The organism is Pantoea sp. BAV 3049 (assembly GCF_009765445.1).
GTDB lineage: Bacteria > Pseudomonadota > Gammaproteobacteria > Enterobacterales > Enterobacteriaceae > Erwinia.
Genome location: NZ_WHOY01000031.1, coordinates 4,152,040 through 4,168,106, shown reverse-complemented (window position 1 = coordinate 4,168,106; position 16,067 = coordinate 4,152,040). Strand labels below are relative to the sequence as shown.

General features: G+C 53.2%; 18 protein-coding genes and 1 tRNA gene. 9 read left to right on the top strand and 10 right to left on the bottom strand.

The features are described from left to right. The first annotated feature begins 32 nt into the window (after nucleotides 1–32). On the top strand, nucleotides 33–488 hold the full coding sequence (gene matP, locus GSQ70_RS20635; RefSeq protein WP_158784264.1) for a macrodomain Ter protein MatP: 456 nt from the start codon (nucleotides 33–35) through the stop codon (nucleotides 486–488). 97 nt (nucleotides 489–585) lie between these two features. On the opposite strand, the gene ompA is transcribed toward matP, so the two are convergent. Together ompA and sulA are read right to left on the bottom strand one after the other, a co-directional pair. After that, complete coding sequence (ompA, locus tag GSQ70_RS20630) at nucleotides 586–1,656, bottom strand: porin OmpA (RefSeq protein WP_158784263.1); 1,071 nt, start codon at nucleotides 1,654–1,656, stop codon at nucleotides 586–588. A 347-nt stretch (nucleotides 1,657–2,003) separates the two neighbouring features. Further along, the gene (gene sulA, locus GSQ70_RS20625; RefSeq protein ID WP_158784262.1) at nucleotides 2,004–2,513 is read right to left on the bottom strand and encodes an SOS-induced cell division inhibitor SulA; all 510 of its coding nucleotides are present in this window, start codon (nucleotides 2,511–2,513) and stop codon (nucleotides 2,004–2,006) included. A gap of 205 nt (nucleotides 2,514–2,718) precedes the next feature. Here sulA and GSQ70_RS20620 point away from each other — a divergent pair, with 205 nt between their 5' ends. Next, the gene (locus GSQ70_RS20620; RefSeq protein WP_158784261.1) at nucleotides 2,719–3,354 is read left to right on the top strand and encodes a TfoX/Sxy family DNA transformation protein; all 636 of its coding nucleotides are present in this window, start codon (nucleotides 2,719–2,721) and stop codon (nucleotides 3,352–3,354) included. Here GSQ70_RS20620 and yccS read toward each other — a convergent pair. Both yccS and GSQ70_RS20610 read right to left on the bottom strand, forming a co-directional pair. Then, nucleotides 3,344–5,476, bottom strand: a complete 2,133-nt coding sequence (gene yccS, locus GSQ70_RS20615) for a YccS family putative transporter (RefSeq protein WP_158784260.1) — start codon at nucleotides 5,474–5,476, stop codon at nucleotides 3,344–3,346. The genes GSQ70_RS20620 and yccS overlap by 11 nt on opposite strands. Before the next feature lie 5 nt (nucleotides 5,477–5,481). Continuing rightward, a complete protein-coding gene (locus GSQ70_RS20610; RefSeq protein WP_158784259.1) occupies nucleotides 5,482–5,928 on the bottom strand; it encodes a YccF domain-containing protein in 447 nt (148 codons plus the stop codon). Between the two features lie 129 nt (nucleotides 5,929–6,057). On the opposite strand from GSQ70_RS20610, the gene helD reads away from it, so the two are divergent. Continuing rightward, on the top strand, nucleotides 6,058–8,112 hold the full coding sequence (gene helD / locus GSQ70_RS20605) for a DNA helicase IV (RefSeq protein ID WP_158784258.1): 2,055 nt from the start codon (nucleotides 6,058–6,060) through the stop codon (nucleotides 8,110–8,112). Nucleotides 8,113–8,146: 34 nt separating this feature from the next. Here the strand turns inward: helD and GSQ70_RS20600 are convergent, their stop codons facing one another. Both GSQ70_RS20600 and GSQ70_RS20595 read right to left on the bottom strand, forming a co-directional pair. Then, a complete protein-coding gene (locus GSQ70_RS20600) occupies nucleotides 8,147–8,605 on the bottom strand; it encodes a methylglyoxal synthase (RefSeq protein ID WP_158784257.1) in 459 nt (152 codons plus the stop codon). 82 nt (nucleotides 8,606–8,687) lie between these two features. After that, nucleotides 8,688–9,344, bottom strand: coding sequence for a DUF2057 family protein (locus GSQ70_RS20595; RefSeq protein ID WP_158784256.1), 657 nt, complete (start codon nucleotides 9,342–9,344; stop codon nucleotides 8,688–8,690). Between the two features lie 188 nt (nucleotides 9,345–9,532). On the opposite strand from GSQ70_RS20595, the gene GSQ70_RS20590 reads away from it, so the two are divergent. After that, nucleotides 9,533–9,949 carry a CoA-binding protein gene (locus tag GSQ70_RS20590; RefSeq protein WP_158784255.1) on the top strand — a complete coding sequence of 139 codons (417 nt, stop codon included), beginning with the start codon at nucleotides 9,533–9,535 and terminating at the stop codon, nucleotides 9,947–9,949. Nucleotides 9,950–9,977: 28 nt separating this feature from the next. Here GSQ70_RS20590 and hspQ read toward each other — a convergent pair whose 3' ends face one another. Then, a complete protein-coding gene (gene hspQ / locus GSQ70_RS20585) occupies nucleotides 9,978–10,295 on the bottom strand; it encodes a heat shock protein HspQ (protein WP_158784254.1) in 318 nt (105 codons plus the stop codon). 61 nt (nucleotides 10,296–10,356) lie between these two features. After that, on the bottom strand, nucleotides 10,357–11,547 hold the full coding sequence (rlmI, locus tag GSQ70_RS20580; protein WP_158784253.1) for a 23S rRNA (cytosine(1962)-C(5))-methyltransferase RlmI: 1,191 nt from the start codon (nucleotides 11,545–11,547) through the stop codon (nucleotides 10,357–10,359). An 88-nt stretch (nucleotides 11,548–11,635) separates the two neighbouring features. On the opposite strand from rlmI, the gene yccX reads away from it, so the two are divergent. Further along, nucleotides 11,636–11,914, top strand: coding sequence for an acylphosphatase (gene yccX, locus GSQ70_RS20575; RefSeq protein WP_158784252.1), 279 nt, complete (start codon nucleotides 11,636–11,638; stop codon nucleotides 11,912–11,914). 70 nt (nucleotides 11,915–11,984) lie between these two features. On the opposite strand, the gene tusE is transcribed toward yccX, so the two are convergent. Further along, nucleotides 11,985–12,311, bottom strand: a complete 327-nt coding sequence (tusE, locus tag GSQ70_RS20570) for a sulfurtransferase TusE (protein WP_158784251.1) — start codon at nucleotides 12,309–12,311, stop codon at nucleotides 11,985–11,987. Nucleotides 12,312–12,439: 128 nt separating this feature from the next. After that, on the bottom strand, nucleotides 12,440–13,099 hold the full coding sequence (gene yccA, locus GSQ70_RS20565) for an FtsH protease modulator YccA (RefSeq protein WP_158784250.1): 660 nt from the start codon (nucleotides 13,097–13,099) through the stop codon (nucleotides 12,440–12,442). Nucleotides 13,100–13,317: 218 nt separating this feature from the next. On the opposite strand from yccA, the gene GSQ70_RS20560 reads away from it, so the two are divergent. The 4 genes from GSQ70_RS20560 (at nucleotide 13,318) to GSQ70_RS20545 (ending at nucleotide 15,958) form a co-directional block, all read left to right on the top strand. Next, nucleotides 13,318–13,405, top strand: a tRNA-Ser gene (locus tag GSQ70_RS20560). 307 nt (nucleotides 13,406–13,712) lie between these two features. Then, nucleotides 13,713–15,347, top strand: coding sequence for a bifunctional glucose-1-phosphatase/inositol phosphatase (agp, locus tag GSQ70_RS20555; RefSeq protein ID WP_158784249.1), 1,635 nt, complete (start codon nucleotides 13,713–13,715; stop codon nucleotides 15,345–15,347). 127 nt (nucleotides 15,348–15,474) lie between these two features. Beyond that, on the top strand, nucleotides 15,475–15,798 hold the full coding sequence (locus GSQ70_RS20550) for a biopolymer transporter ExbD (RefSeq protein WP_158785401.1): 324 nt from the start codon (nucleotides 15,475–15,477) through the stop codon (nucleotides 15,796–15,798). A gap of 1 nt (nucleotide 15,799) precedes the next feature. Continuing rightward, nucleotides 15,800–15,958: a hypothetical protein gene (locus tag GSQ70_RS20545; protein WP_158784248.1), complete on the top strand. Its 159-nt coding sequence runs from the start codon at nucleotides 15,800–15,802 to the stop codon at nucleotides 15,956–15,958. Nucleotides 15,959–16,067: the final 109 nt, after the last annotated feature.

Sequence of the window (16,067 nt, the reverse complement as noted above, 5' to 3'; positions counted from 1 at the left end):
TAAACGGGTTATATGAAAAGCATGAGATTCCGATGAAATATCAGCAACTGGAAAATCTTGAAAGCGGGTGGAAATGGAAGTACCTGGTTAAAAAACACCGGGAAGGTGAAGCGATCACGCGCTATCTGGAATTCAGCGCGGCACAGGTTGCCGTGGATGAACTGCTGTCGATGGAGAATCGTCCGGTAGACGTGCTGCAGTGGATATCGCGTCATATCAATCCGGCGCTGGAAAACCGGATGAAGCAGACCATTCGGGCCCGACGTAAACGCCATTTTAATGCTGAACATCAGCACACGCGCAAAAAGTCGATCGACCTTGAGTATTTGGTATGGCAACGCCTGGCTGGTCTGGCGCAGCGCCGCAACAGCACTTTATCAGAAACGATCGTACAGTTGATTGAAGATGCAGAGCGCAAAGAACAATATGCCAGCCAGATGTCCTCGCTGAAGCAGGATCTTAAGGCCATTTTAGGCAAGCCGGACTGACGGGAAGGGCAGAAACGTAAGACAAAAAAGAGTTTATCGGGCTGTATCAGTCAAAGAAAAACCCCACCGGAGCGGGGTTTTTTTATCAAAGCGAAACTTAACCCTGAGGCTGAGTTACAACGTCTTTGATACCTTTAACCTGAATTTCTACACGACGATCCGGTGCCAGGCAATCGATCAGGGCTTTACGGCCTTTCACGCTGTCACAGGTGTTGCCGGTAACTGGGTTAGATTCACCCATACCACGTGCAGAGATTTTGCTGGAAGGGATGCCTTTAGAAACGAGGTAGTCAACTACAGACTGAGCACGTTTTTCAGACAGCTTCTGGTTGTACTGCTCTGAACCGATACGGTCAGTGAAGCCCAGAACAACTACGTTGCCGTCTTTAGGATCCAGGGAGCTCAGCTGGGTGTACAGCTGATCCAGAGCCTGCTGACCTTCTGGCTTAAGAGTTGCCTTGTTGAAGGTGAACAGCACGTCAGATTTCAGAGTGAAACGCTTGGTTTCAACAACTGGAGCTGGCGCTGGAGCCGGAGCTGGTGCTGGAGCAGCAGCTTCGTCCTGACCGAAGCGATAAGAAACGCCCACGCTCAGCATGCCGTTATCCGGACGGGTACCAACGGTGTTTGCATCACCGATGTTGTTAACCCACTGGTAGTCCAGACGGGTAGCCCAGTTTTTGGTCAGCGCATATTCAACACCAACTGCAGCCAGTGGAGAAACACCGGTGTCGTGGTCGCTGATGCGGCCAGTAGTTGGGTTAGTCTGCGTTGAGTCTGCACGCCATACCATGCCGCCCAGACGAGTGTACACGTCCAGATCGTCCATGATTGGGTAGCTCAGTTTAGCAGCCAGCTGAACGCCCTGTGCTTTAAATGCGCCGTTAGTCACGGTGCCTTTGTTAGGCATGCGACCCAGCCAGTCATAACCCAGTTCAAAGCCCAGGTACTGGTTAGCCTGGTAGCCACCGAAGGCACCGGCACCCAGCTGGCTTTCATGAGTTGGACCGTTGTTGTTCTCATAACCGTTACCGTAGTAACCAGTGTCATGGTACTGAGACCAGCCCAGTTTTGCACCGGTATACCAGGTGTTATCTTTAGGGGCGGCCTGCGCTACGGTAGCGAAGCCAGCCAGTGCCACTGCAATTGCGATAGCTGTCTTTTTCATTTTTGCGCCTCGTTATCATCCAAATAGGCAATGAGCTTTCATTAGCTCTTTGATTAATCCTTCGCCGGGTTATGACGCTCGATTATGGCTCATCCAAAAAAGGGAGGTTATTGAGCACCCTGGCGACGTAAAGTCTACAACGTACTAGCAAACTTACAAGTATGATGTGACGCACGTCAGCAAAAAAACAGGCATTCGTACACAATTTTACACATTTGCGGACAGGTTATGTGTAGAAACAGTGTGGTAAAAACGCTTCTAAACCATTGTCCCACCACGTCATAGCATAATCAGATGGTTATCGCGGCTTGCCAGGAAAATCCTTATGAGATTATTCCTATTTTTACTTAATGATACAAACTAGACTGAATTTTTAGGCCGCTGAAGGGTCTGGCTGAAGTGATATTGACCGGATCGGGACGCATTATCAGTCCTAACGCCTGTCCACAGGAAGCTGCTTCCTGGAGTCGGCGGCGATCTTTTTCGGTGACTTCTCCTGGTAACCAACCTAACACCACACTGTAATTCCCTGTCTGCAAAGCTTTGATCATGGCTTCAACGGTGGTTATCGCCCCGGAAGATTGCACCTGCATAACTTTATCCAGTGGTAAACCAGATTGCAGCAGCCAGCTGCGGCTCAACTTCTGCTGCGGAGTCAGCCACAGCTGCCAGCGTGACTGAGTGCCCAACTGCTGTAAAAGGGGCAGCAGCAGCATCTGGGTCATGCCGGGTTGATTCTCACTGTAGATCAGCTCACTAATAAGTCCAGCCGCATGGGTTTTCTGTGGGGCAGCACAGGATGAGGCCGGACGAAAACTGGCGTTAACAGATTGAGATTTAAGAAAATGAGTTTGCATAATGGCGTCGCTCGCAGGTCACTGTATGGATATACAGTATAAGCCTGTTGAGTAAAGATCAACCTTATTTTTTTGGGAACGTCTCGCAAATTCACAATGTAAGGGGCCGTAACACCATTTATTCATTGAACCTGTTACGGCGATTGCCTATTTTCCCTGTGCTGACAGGGTGCTTCAGGGACATTATCAGGTTAAGGAAATTTTTATGGATGACTCAAAGAACAGGATCGCCAGCACCATAGCCAAGCTGGCACAACTGGGTGAAATCGATTGTCGTAGCCAGTTTGGAGGGTACAGCCTTTCGGTGGAGCGCGTGGTCTTCGCATTGGTTGCAGAAGGGGAATTATATTTACGGGCCTGTGAGGAAGTCAGACCCTATCTGACCGAAAGGAAAATGAAAGCTTTTACTTTTAACAGAGGAGGGATCCCGGTTGAACTCAATTATTTTCGCGTTGATGAATCTTTGTGGCAGGAAACCCAACAACTGGTGGCGCTTTCACAACTTTGTCTGACGGGCGCGCGGCAGCAGCGGGTAAACCGCTATGAGAACCGCCGGTTGAAAGATTTGCCTAACCTGACGATGCGGCTTGAAGTCCTGTTGCGGCATGTGGGGATCTGTTCGGTGAGGATGCTGAAAGAACAGGGAGCCAAACGTAGCTGGCTGAAGTTGCATGCCAGGAATAAAAACCTCGGCATCAACGTTTTGTTTGCGCTGGAGGGGGCGATTCTGGGGCAGCACCATGAAGCGCTGCCGCAGGCTTTAAAAGCGGAGCTTCGCCACTGGTACAGCGAAACTCTGCAGTTAAAGAATTACGTTGAAAAGCTGAGGACTACTCTGTAGAGACCTGATGTTTCAGCTGCGCTATTTCTGGCAGCAGCGCGACCAGCAAGCCGACCTGCTGCAGCACAAGCGGTTCTTTTGTGTCCGGGTCGGCTTCAATCGCTTCAATACGCTCAGAGAGGTTGTTGAGCAGTCGTTGTGCCTTCGCCTCATCAACCAGTTCAATATGCAGGATGTCATCAACGTAGCAAACGGCATCGTCCATCAGTTGCAGCATCGCCGGGCTGCTAATCCTCTCGCGGTGAGCACCCAGCGCTGAAATGTAGCTCAGAAAAGAGTGGTTCAGGGAGAGCAGGCGAAAAGCATCTTCCCTAAGCGCGGCGCTGACATGTTTTTCGGCAGAGAGGTTTGAAACCACCGAAGCCAGTTCTGCATCACCGTTATGCGCGTCACGCCGGGCAACGCGATAGTCCAGCCGGTTATCTTTCCCCTGGTGATACTGGACAAGAATGGCATCCAGATAGCGGCAGTTGGCATTCAGCGTGCGCTCTGCCACGAGTGACAGGCGGCGGAAGCGCCAGTCTGGCCAGATAAAGGCGACGGCCAGCCAGGCAATGCCACAACCTATCAGCGTATCGATAATCCTCGGGAGCGCCACTTCAAAGCCTTCACCCAGCAGGTTAAAGCAGCACAGGACCAGCAGCGTGATAAACAGCGTGGCATTGGCATAGCGGGACTGACGAAAAGCGAAAAACAGAACGCCACTGAGCACAATCATCACCAGCTGGCCCTCAACTGAGGGGACCAGCCACAGCAGCGGCAGGCCAATCACGATGCCGGCCAGCGTACCGGCTATACGCAGCGCCAGCCGTCTTTTGGTGGCATTATAATTAGGCTGACAGACAAACAGGCTGGTCAGCAAAATCCAGTAGCCATGCTCCAGCCCGGTCAGCTGTATAAAGGTATATCCGGCACACAGCAGCAGAGACATACGCACTGCGTGACGAAACAGGGCGGACTCCGGGGAGAGGTGACGGCTGATCCGCAGCCGAATATCGGCCCAGCCGGTCAATCCTTCACTGGATAATGTTTGATCGTTGCTGCTCTCTTCCAGGCTCTGTTCCGATTCGATGGTGGCGAGCTGGGCATCAATAGCCTTCAGGTTATTCAGCAAATAATTCATTGCTTTTAAGTCACTGCTGCCCGGCTGGGCGGCATTCAGACGATCCAGCGCGGCATGAAGATGCACGAAGGCCCGTTCGAAGCGGGCATCATGCTGCCAGGGCTCACGCAGCAGAATGCCGTTTGCCAGCTGCTGACAGGCTTTGGCCTGTAGCGAGAGTAAACGCTGAAAGCGAAACAGAATATCGCTGTAGCGGTATTCCCGGCGCAGGGCATGATACTGGGCATGAGAGGAACTGGCCCGCTCGTGAATATCCTGCGCCACAAAGTAATAATGAAGGGTCCGGCGAGTGCCGCGTTGCCCACGGTCGCCGCGCAGACGGGACTGAATAGAATTTTTTGCCTGATTTAGCGTGGCGACCAGTTGACTGTTAGCCATCGCTACTTCAATCAGCGCAGCATTATCCTGCTCTTCTGTATCAGGATCGAACAGACCTGCCTTGGCTTCCAGATAAACGGCCAGTTTCTCAAAACAACGGGCGATGTTTTCCTGCAGCGGGCGGATCGGAAAAATAACGTGCCCGGTCAGCGTCAGAAGGTTATACCAGACTGCACCCACCAGCAGCAGTGAAGGCTGCAGATACCATTGTGGGAACAGGCCGATGCCCAGCAGGGTATAAATGGCAATCAGTAGTGCACCAAAGGCAATGGTGGCATATCGTTGCCCTAACGCGCCAAGCAGAATAAAACACCAGGTTGACACAGCCAGCCCGACTGTGAACAGCCACGGGTAAGGATAAAGAAGCTCGATTGAAACCGAGGCCACGCAGAAACAGACGAGAGTGATCAGCAAGTTGCGCAGCCTGCCGCTTAAACGGTCATCCAGATCCGCCAGCGCAGCGGCCACCACGCCCAGCGTTAACGGGATGGTCCAGGTAATCTGCCCCAGCCACCAGGGCACACCGGCAGTGCCCGCCAGCGCAATTAAAATACGCAGGTTATACAGCAGGGCGCTGTTATAAGCGTAGCGGCGCAGGCCGGGCGTCAGCGTCAGGCGCATCAGGTTCAGCTAAACCGGCCGCGGGCATTGGCTTCGCGAGCGGCTTTTGCCACCTCAACGCTGACCACGCGACGACCTACCGGCCACAGAGCAATCGCCGCAATTTTGAAGTTCGCAATCCCGGTGGGGATACCAATGATGGTAATGCACTGGGCAATCCCGGTCATGATGTGCATGATGCACAGCCACCAGCCGAAAAAGATCAGCCATAAAATATTCAGCAGCGTGCCGCCTGAATTCATCAGCGCATTTTTTTTGCCCGGATAAAGCTCATCGACGTGGATGGCTTCATTGCCGTAAGGCAGCAGCGAAAGCTTAGTGATCTCCCAGCAGGAGCGGGTTAATGGCAAAGTGAAGATAAAAATGATGCTGACCAGTGTTGCCACCAGCCAGGAAAAAGTGGTGAGAAAACCACCCAAAACGAAATTCAGAACGTTTAAAACAGTACGCATCGGATAGTTTCCCTCGCGGTCAGCTGTACGAACAGGTCAATTCGTTGATTGTACCGCGTTTTAAGGCTGGAGCGGTACAGTCTCGCCAGTTAAACTACTGCCTGATGATCATCGCACCTGGGGAAGGTAATGGAACTGAAAGCAACGTCGCTGGGCAGGCATCTGGCGCAACATCCCTATAACCGGGTGAGGTTGCTGTCCGCTGGCGTCGAAGTCAGTGGGGAAAAGCATGAATACCTTATTCCATTTAATCAACTTTTAGCCATCAAATGTAAGCGCGGCCTGGTCTGGGGCGAGCTGGAATTTACCCTGCCCGATGAGAAAGTCGTCCGCCTGCACGGCACGGAATGGCAGGAGACCCAGCGTTTCTTCCATTATCTGCAGCAGGCCTGGCAAAGCTGGAGTGAAGAGATGAGCGCGGTTACCGCCACGGTGCTGGATGAGCAGGTGGCGAAAATCCGCGAGTTCGAACAGCAGGATAAATGGCTGAAGCGCAGCGATATGGCAGGCTGGCGCAAAGCCATCCATGAAGCATTTGCAGCTCAGCCTTTGCCGGTGCCGCGGCTGGAAGAATTTGATAACTGTCAGGAAGCTTATCACTTTTGCCTGCAGTGGCTGGATAACAGTGACGCTCAGCGCCAGAAACGCAATGCACAGTGGTCGGAGAAAATGCTGAAACAGTATGCCGACTTCTTCAATACCGTTGAAACGTCCCCTCTTAATCCTTCTCAGGCGAAAGCCGTGGTCAACGGAGAAGAGGCATTGCTGGTGCTGGCCGGTGCAGGAAGCGGTAAAACATCGGTGCTGGTTGCACGAGCTGGCTGGTTGCTGATGCGTAAACAGGCGGCACCGGAACAGATCCTGCTGCTGGCATTTGGTCGCCAGGCGGCAGAGGAGATGAACGATCGCATCAAAGAACGGCTGAATACGGAGGGTATTCAGGCCCGTACGTTCCACTCTCTGGCTCTTAACATCATCCAGCAGGGCAGCAACAAATCCCCTGCTATCAGTAAACTGGAAACGGATACCACCCTACGCCATAAGCTGTTGATTGACGTCTGGCGGCAGCAATGCAGCGAGAAAAAAGCCCACGCCAACGGCTGGCGTCAATGGCTCAATGACGAACTGGAGTGGGCGCTGGACGAAGGTGATTACTGGAAAGATGACCGGCTGGCTGGCCGTCTGGCAAGCCGCCTTGAACGCTGGCTGGGGCTGATGCGCATGCACGGCGGGGCTCAGGCGGCAATGATTGAATCCGCTCCGGAAGACGTTCGTGACCTGTTTTCAAAACGGGTTAAATTGATGGCACCGTTGATGAAAGCGTGGAAGAGTGCGTTGAAAGAAGAGGGGGCAGTCGATTTCTCCGGGCTGATCCATCAGGCAGTGAATATTCTGGATAAAGGCCGGTTTATCACGCCCTGGAAGCATATTCTGGTGGATGAGTTTCAGGACATCTCGCCACAGCGAGCGGCATTACTGGCCGCGCTGAGAAGGCAAAATAAGCTAACCTCGCTGTTTGCGGTAGGGGATGACTGGCAGGCCATTTACCGCTTCAGCGGCGCGGAAATGAGCCTGACCACGGCGTTCCATCACCATTTTGGTGAAGGCGACCGTTGCGTGCTGGATACGACCTATCGTTTCAACGACCGTATTGGTGAAATTGCCAATAAGTTTGTGCAGAGTAATCCGCACCAGTTAAAAAAACCGCTCAACAGCCTGAGCAAGGGAAATAAAAAATCCGTTTCGCTGATGCCTGAAACACAGCTTGAAGCCTTGCTGAACAAAATCAGCGGCTATGCAACGGCTGACGAACGGATCCTGCTGCTGTCCCGGTACCATCATTTGCGTCCGGAGCTGCTGGATAAGGCCAAAACGCGCTGGCCAAAACTGAAAATCGATTTCGCGACCATCCATGCCAGTAAAGGGCAGCAGGCAGATTACGTGGTGTTAATGGGGTTGCAGGACGGCAAAGACGGTTTCCCGGCGGCGGCGAGAGAGTCGGTGATGGAACAGGCTTTGTTACCGCAGCCGGAGGATTTTACCGATGCGGAAGAGCGGCGGCTGGCCTATGTGGCCATCACCCGCGCGAAACAGCAGGTATGGATGCTTTTCGATCCTGAAAATCCTTCGGTATTTGTGGAGGAGTTTAAGCGGATGGGCGTGCCGGTACTGCGGAAGCCGTAAAAAACATGAGCGTGAGGGAACACACTCAGTCAGATTACTGCAGGCGCTCCTGCAAATAGCGCTGGTAGTCAGGGATGATAATGTCCACCGGCTGCGAAAACATCGGCGAATGGATAATAAAATCAGCGGTTGAACGGTTGGTGGCAACCGGAATATTCCAGACGGTCGCCAGACGCAGCAACGCTTTGACATCCGGATCGTGCGGGACGGCATTCAGCGGATCCCAGAAGAAAAACAGCACATCAATTTTTCCTTCCGAAATCAGTGCGCCCACCTGCTGGTCGCCGCCCATCGGACCACTCAACATTGCGGTTACCGGCAGTCCGGTGGCTCGCTGGATCAGATTACCTGTGGTACCTGTTGCATACAGCGTATGAGCTTTTAACACCTCTTTATGGGTTTCCACCCACTGCATCAGCGATGTTTTGCAGTGGTCATGCGCAACCAGCGCGATATGTTTTTTTTCCTGAATTTTACGGGTGGTTTGATCCATTCCGGCTTCCTGGTTCTGCGTCAGATAAGGGTTAGGTCAGTGAGGTAAAACGTACCGAGTGTAGGCTGACGGCATAAAGACATCAACTGGTACGCAGCGCCCGTAGCAACATCACCAGTCGCTGACGTGTGGCGGAGTCAACCTGCTGATACCACAGCTGCAGTACCCGACTGCCGGAGTGGCTTCCATTTGCTGCGTCACTGGCATAATCCAGCGCGTTAATGTCCGCCGGTAAGTTACTGGTAGTATGAGGCTGGGCAAAGCGGGGTACTGAGGCGACGTTACTTTTCATGTTGTAGGCCACCATCGCCTGTTCGTAGTTCTCACCCGATACGGTTAACAGGCGATCCTGCTGGTTTTCAATCAGCTGATGATGTTCATCGTAGAGCTGAAATTCCGGACGCTTGTCAAACATTTTACCCTGCTGAGCAGTGGTCAGTTCCGGAAGGGTAATAGTGATGGATTGTGCCTGAGCTTTGAAGGTGACGATCAACGGGGTGGAAACCCATGATGAGGCCATCTGCGGGCTGATTTTCAGGTTTTTTTCCACGCGAAATAGCACCTGATGCTGACCGCGATCGAGTTCAAGCCCGTCGGCACCTTTCAGTAAAGAGCCGGAAATTTTACGTCCATCCAGCACTAACAGGTCAATATCAGGCGACAGTTTCAGGGTGGTTGCCTGAGCAGAGGCCGCAACCAGCAGGGTGAACAGTCCTGTTATGACCAGACGCAGCTTCATTTTTTCTCCAGATGCACGGGAACGCAAAAATACCGAATGTATCAAAGTCTTTCAGTATGGCAGCATATTAACATTTTAACATATTTATTCGTGCTATATCTCCGCATTCTCCCTGATTGTCGCCGGGTTATTTTCCAGTTGTTCTGCCAGCGTTTAAAATAGGGTATCTGACTGATAAGGAGAGGCCTGTGCAAGATCAAAAAATTGCCGATGTGTTGACATCAACCCGCCATATTGCTCTGGTGGGAGCCAGTGAAAAACCCGCCCGGGCCAGCTATGGCGTGATGGCGTACCTGCTTGAGCAGGGCTATAAAGTGACGCCAGTCAGCCCAAAACTGGCCGGGCAGACGCTGCTGGGGCAGCAGGTGTATGCGACTCTGGAGGCGATTCCGGAGCCAGTGGATATGGTGGACGTTTTCCGCAATGCTGAGGCTGCATATGGTGTGGCACAGGAGGCAATTGCCATCGGTGCGAAATCTTTATGGCTGCAACTTGGAGTAATTAACGAACAGGCGGCCGTTCTGGCTGGAGAAGCCGGGTTGACCGTGGTGATGGATCGCTGTCCTAAGATTGAAATTCCGCGGCTTGGGCTGCAAAAGAACTAAAAAAACCCCGCATTGGCGGGGTTTTTTACTAATTTCTCAGGCGCGGTGCCTGAAGCTGTTCGCGAATCGAGGCGGCCAGCTCGTCCATCGAAGGCTGTTCCGGGTGGTCGCCCGGTAATTCCCACGAAAGTTGGGCTTCTGCCAGATAGGTATGCACCGTATCGCCGTCTTCATCTTCCATCACGACATGATACCAGGGAGCAGACCTAAACGATTCGCTACCGGCTGCTTCTTCGACATCCGGATCGTCTAATGAGTATTCCGGATCAACATCTACCACCACGCCAAGAAAACCGAGCAGCTTATGCCGCACCTGTTGGCCGAGTCCAAACTTGCTGGCAATCATCGTGACCTCCTGAGAAACTTTGCCCTGCTACCAAAATGGGGGCAGGGAAAGGGTTTTCAAGTCACAGAACGCGGCAGGCAAAACCTTTCAGGTACATACCTTCCGGGTAGCTGGCGATCACCGGGTGATCGGCGGCCTGCCGGAACTGCTCTATAAATTGTACATCACGCTGTGCATCAAGTGCGGCATCCGCGATGATTTTCTGGAATAAATCCGTTGGCATCAGGCCGGAACAGGAGAACGTCAGCAGCATCCCACCAGGATTGAGCAGCTGCATCGCCAGCATATTAATGTCTTTATAGCCTCTGCACGCACCGGTCAGTTGATTTTTGTTTTCAACGAATTTCGGCGGATCCATTACGATGAGATCGAACTTCTCTCCGTTATCACGATAGCGGCGTAGCAGTTTAAAGACATCGTCTCGCAGGAATTCAGCTTTTGACACATCCAGCCCGTTCAGCTCGACGTTCTGCCGGGCGATATCCAGTGCCGCCTGCGAAGTATCCACGCTGATCACCTGCTTACAGTTACCCATCAGGGCCGAAACCGCAAAGCCACCGGTGTAGGAGAAGCAGTTCAGCACCCGGCCACCTGTTGCGTAGCGGCGGGTGGCAAGACGGCTGTCACGCTGATCAAGGTAGTAACCGGTTTTATGGCCGGTCTGAATATCTACCAGCAACTTCATGCCGTGTTCGGTGATCGGCAGCAGTTCCGGCGGTGTTTCACCCAGCACCACGCCTTGTGTTAACTCAAGGCCTTCTTTTTTACGCACGGCTACGTCGGAGCGATCGTAAATGGCGCATTCCGGAAAGCATTGCTGCAGGGCGGTAATCAGGGTCGCACGCTGAAATTCCGCGCCTGCAGAGAGCAGTTGCAGCACCAGGAAGTTGCCGAAGCGGTCAATGGTGATCCCCGGCAGGCCGTCAGATTCTCCGGCAATCAGGCGGTAGCTGTCTAAATCGTCACGCTGGACCAGCCAGTCGCGCAGCTGCTGTGCCGCCTGCAGGCGTCTGACGAAAAAGTCGATATCAATGGACTCATCCTGCTGCCAGCTCCAGACGCGGGCGCGGATTTGGGACTCCGGGGACCAGGCGGCACGCGCCAGCCAGTTACCAAAGCTGTCGCAGACGTCAATGGTTTCACCCGACCGGGCTTTTCCTTCCATCCGGGCAACGGCACCGGAAAAGACCCAGGGATGGCGGCGGAGCAGAGACTTCTCACGCCCTTTGGCAAGAATCAAACGAACAGTCATATTTGCTATGCTTACAGTCAGAAAATCAGGCGTCATTGTCCGGTGACCGCCGCAAAATTGCAATCTGCGTCTCTGCAGGAGGGGAAAAATGGCAACTATCTGTACCCGAGCCTGGGTTCACGGTCTGGTTCAGGGCGTGGGCTTTCGTTACAGCACCCAACACGAAGCTAAGGCGCGAGGGCTGAAAGGGTATGCCCGTAATCTGCATGACGGCAGCGTGGAGGTGCTGGCATACGGTGAGGAAAGTGATGTGGAAGCGCTGATGCAGTGGCTGAAGGCGGGAGGGCCGCGCAGTGCCAGAGTGGACAAAGTGCTGGCCGAACCTTTTCAGCCGCGGGAAGAGCCGAAGGGCTTTACTACGGGGTAGCGCCCGGGGCCACGTTTCAGCCCGTTGTAAGGCTGAGTGGCAAGGGGCAGATAACTACGGGATGTGATGGTTACAGGCATTTTGCCGGTTTGGGCAGGCCAGCTATTTTGGTGGCCTGTTTGGCTGGCCCTTTGGGAAACAGGCGGAACAGATAGCGGCTGTTGCCTTTCTCTTCGCCATATTTCTTTGCCATGGCTTTCACCAGCATGCGCACGGCTGGAGAGGTATTGAATTCAAGGTAAAATTCACGCACAAAATGCACCACTTCCCAGTGTGCTTCACTCAGCGTGATGTCTTCCTCTTCGGCCAGCAGCGGGGCGATGCTCTCACTCCAGTCAGCGGTTGACTTCAGATAGCCCTGCGCATCGCGCTCAATCTCTTTACCTTCGAACAGCACCGTATTGCCTCACTCTTCAATAATGGGCTGCAGTTTAGCAAAATTTACCTCTGGCTGGCACGTCGGCAATTTTCCGTCAGGCAAAAAAAAGCCCCGCAATGCGGGGCTTTCATTTAGAGGCCCTGCAATCAGTTACTGCGTGATGACATCCCCAGGATGCTCAGCAGGCTGACGAAGATATTATAGATAGAGACATACAGGCTGACGGTGGCGCGGATGTAGTTAGTCTCGCCGCCGTGGATGATGTTGCTGGTTTCCCACAGGATTGCTCCCGAGGAGAACAGGACGAACATCACGCTGATTGCCAGATGCAGGGCCGGGATCTGCAGGAACATATTGGCCACCACGGCGACCAGCAGCACCACAAAACCTGCCATCATCATCCCGCCCAGGAAAGACATATCCTTACGGGTAGTCAGTACATAGGCCGAACAGCAGAAGAACACCAATGCGGTACCGCCCAGCGCAAGGCCGATCACATCTCCCATCCCTGCAGAGAGCAGGCTGTTGAGAATAGGACCCAGGCAATAACCCAGGAAACCGGTAAAGGCGAACGCGGCCAGAATGCCGGTCGGGCTGTCAGCCAGGCGATAGGTCAGGAACATCAGACCATAAAAACCGACCAGCATCAGGATAAATCCCGGAGCCGGCAGGGCGAAGACGGTACTCAGCGTCGCGGTTACAGCGGAGAAGGCCAGCGTTAACCCCAGCAGGAAATAGGTATTACGCAGAACCTTGTGGGTGGAAATTAACGAACTTTGCCGTGCGCTTGTTACGATGCGATCCATAAAAAAGGCCTCTCAGGGTCACCAAATTAACAGTGAGAATAGGGATCCCACCGAAACGGGGGAAGGCGTTTTACCCTTCTTTACGCGATAACCTGCTGTTTCTGTGAACGGGATGGTGAATATAACGACAAATAAGCGGCGATCGGCTGTTTTTACGGCAGTTGAATCAAAACCCACTTTACATCGCCAGGGAGGATGTTTATAGTGCGCCTCATTGCGGAGGGGTGGCCGAGTGGCTGAAGGCACCGGTCTTGAAAACCGGCGACGGGAAACCGTTCGAGAGTTCGAATCTCTCCTCCTCCACCATCAAATTCAACGGGTCAGCTCAGGCTGGCCCGTTTTGCTTTCTGACTTTCCTCTTCAGGTTCAGGCGTCTTCTTCTGACAATCGATCAGAGTATTCCAAAAAACATCTTGTTTCTTTTCAATCTCCTGATGCGTCTGAACCGCAAAAGCGATAGTCTGCTATATTGTCAACACGAATGATAAGGCCCTGTCCGGCCCTTTTCCCTGGAGCATTGTGGCGAGTATCATCTGCGCTGTTATGAAATTTTGCCAGCTGCATCGCCTTTTCCCGGCCGGGTGATTTACCCTTGAATCAATGGAAAAAACACATGATTAAAAAGTTTAGTCTCTGCGCGTTAGCGGTCTGCTCAGCAGTGAGTGGAATTTCAGCTTATGCGGCCGATGACAATTATCAGCTTGAACAAGTGTTAATGATGAGTCGTCATAACCTTCGTGCGCCGCTGGCCGACAATGGTAGCGCGCTGGCTCAGTCCACTAAAAAAGCCTGGCCGCAATGGGATGTGCCGGGAGGACAGCTGACGACCAAGGGAGGAATACTGGAAGTCTACATGGGTCACTATACCCGTGAATGGCTGGCACAGCAGGGCCTGGTGAAAGAGGGCGAATGTCCGGCCAGCGATGACATCTATGCCTATGCAAACAGCCTGCAGCGTACCGTTGCCACCGCGCAGTACTTTATTACCGGTGCGTTCCCGGGCTGTGATATTCCAGTTTCCCATCAGGATGAAATGGGTGCCATGGACCCGGTGTTCAATCCGGTGATCACCGACGGCAGCGAAGCATTTAACAAGCAGGCGCTGACCGCAATGAACAGCGCGGGCGAGAAGCTGACGCTGAAGCCGGCTTTCCAGCGTCTGGAAAAAATCATCGATTACAAGAATTCTCCGGCCTGTAATGGCAAGAAAGAGTGCGATCTCTCCAGCGACAATCAGAACAAATTCTCTGCAGATAATGGCAAAGAGCCCGGCGTGTCCGGCCCGCTGAAGGTGGGTAACTCGCTGGTGGATGCTTTCACCCTGCAATATTACGAAGGGATGCCGCTGGATCAGGTCGCCTGGGGACAAATCAAAACGCCTGAGCAGTGGAAAGAGCTGTCAGCAATCAAAAATGCCTATCAAGACACGCTGTTTACTTCTCCGGACGTGGCACGTGACGTGGCCGCTCCGCTGGTGGACTATATCCGCAGCATGCTGGTCGATGAAGATAAAGCCAATGCGCCGAAAGTGACGCTGATGGTGGGACATGACTCAAATATTGCGTCGCTGCTGACCGCGCTGGATTTCAAACCTTACACGCTGCCAGAGCAGAATGAGCGCACGCCGATTGGCGGGATGATTCAGTTCCAGCGCTGGCACGACAAGAAAAACAATCAGGAACTGGTGAAGGTGGAATACGTTTACCAGAGTGCCGATCAGCTGCGTAACGCAACGCCGCTGTCACTGGCTACGCCACCGAAGCGAGTGATGCTGGAAATGAACGGCTGTAAGACTGATGCTAACGGCTTCTGCCCTTGGGATCAGTTTACTCAGGTACTGAACAAGGCGATCCAGGGAACGCCGATGGCTGTTGCCCAGCCTGAAGCTGCCGCACCAGCGCCAGCACCTGAGGCCACGGCTCCAGCACCGGCCGCTGCTGGCGGCAAACCAGCAGACAAAGTGGCTGCTGATAAGGCCGCTGCCGATCAGGCTGCTGCCGACAAAGCTGCGCAGGCGAAGGCTTCGGCCGATAAGGCCGCTGAAGATAAAGCAGCAGCGGATAAAGCCGCAAAAGAGAAGGCCGCCGCCGACAAAGCCGCTGCTGACCAGGCAGCCAAAGAGAAGGCAGCTAAAGATAAAGCTGAGAAAGAGACAGCAGAGAGCAAAAACAATGCACCGCAGGCAGAGAAACCACAGGGCGCAAATGCTACCGGCGATGCGGATAAAACTCCGGCCTCTAACGGCTAAAGAAAATCACCCTGACAGCAATTGCTGAACAAAACTAACCGCTCCTGCCCGGGAGCGGTTTTTTTACTTTGCCTCCTGGAAAACCGCCGCTTTCAGCAGAATATTCCCTCCTGGCTACCCTGGATGAATCGGAATAGTAATCAAAAATCCTCGCAAAGTTCTGCAGGTTGCTGTATTTCCAGCGATCGCTGACAGAACGACCCAGGAACTGAAGCCTCAGCAGAAGGTCATCCGGACGCCTGGCGTAGAGAACGTTCTGCAACTCGACGGGAAAGATCTGCCGCTGACTTCGCTGGTTGAGCGTTTACGCCAGCAACAAAAAGGCGATGAAAAGATCACCATCATTGTTAACAATGACAAGGGTGTGCCAGTGGGGCGCCTGGTGGAAGTGATGAACAGATTGCGCCAGGGAAGTTTCTTCTCCATATCCATTGCCATCCGCAAGCGCTGATATGTTCCTGCTCTTTGGCATCTGTCATCTGCTGAGCTGGCTGCCGGTACTGGTGGTGGTGCTGGGGATTTGGCAGCTCAGTAAGCAGGCACCGCTGAAAATTCAGCCTTACTATGATCAAAGCACACTGGAACTGGTGCTCGCTGGAACATATTTATGAAACGGGATTGTTAATCCACAGCGTCAGGTATGTGCATTTTCCTGAGGCCAGCAGCGGGCCGATTCCTTACGTCCGGGTGTTGCACAGTAAAGTGATGACGCTGGATGGC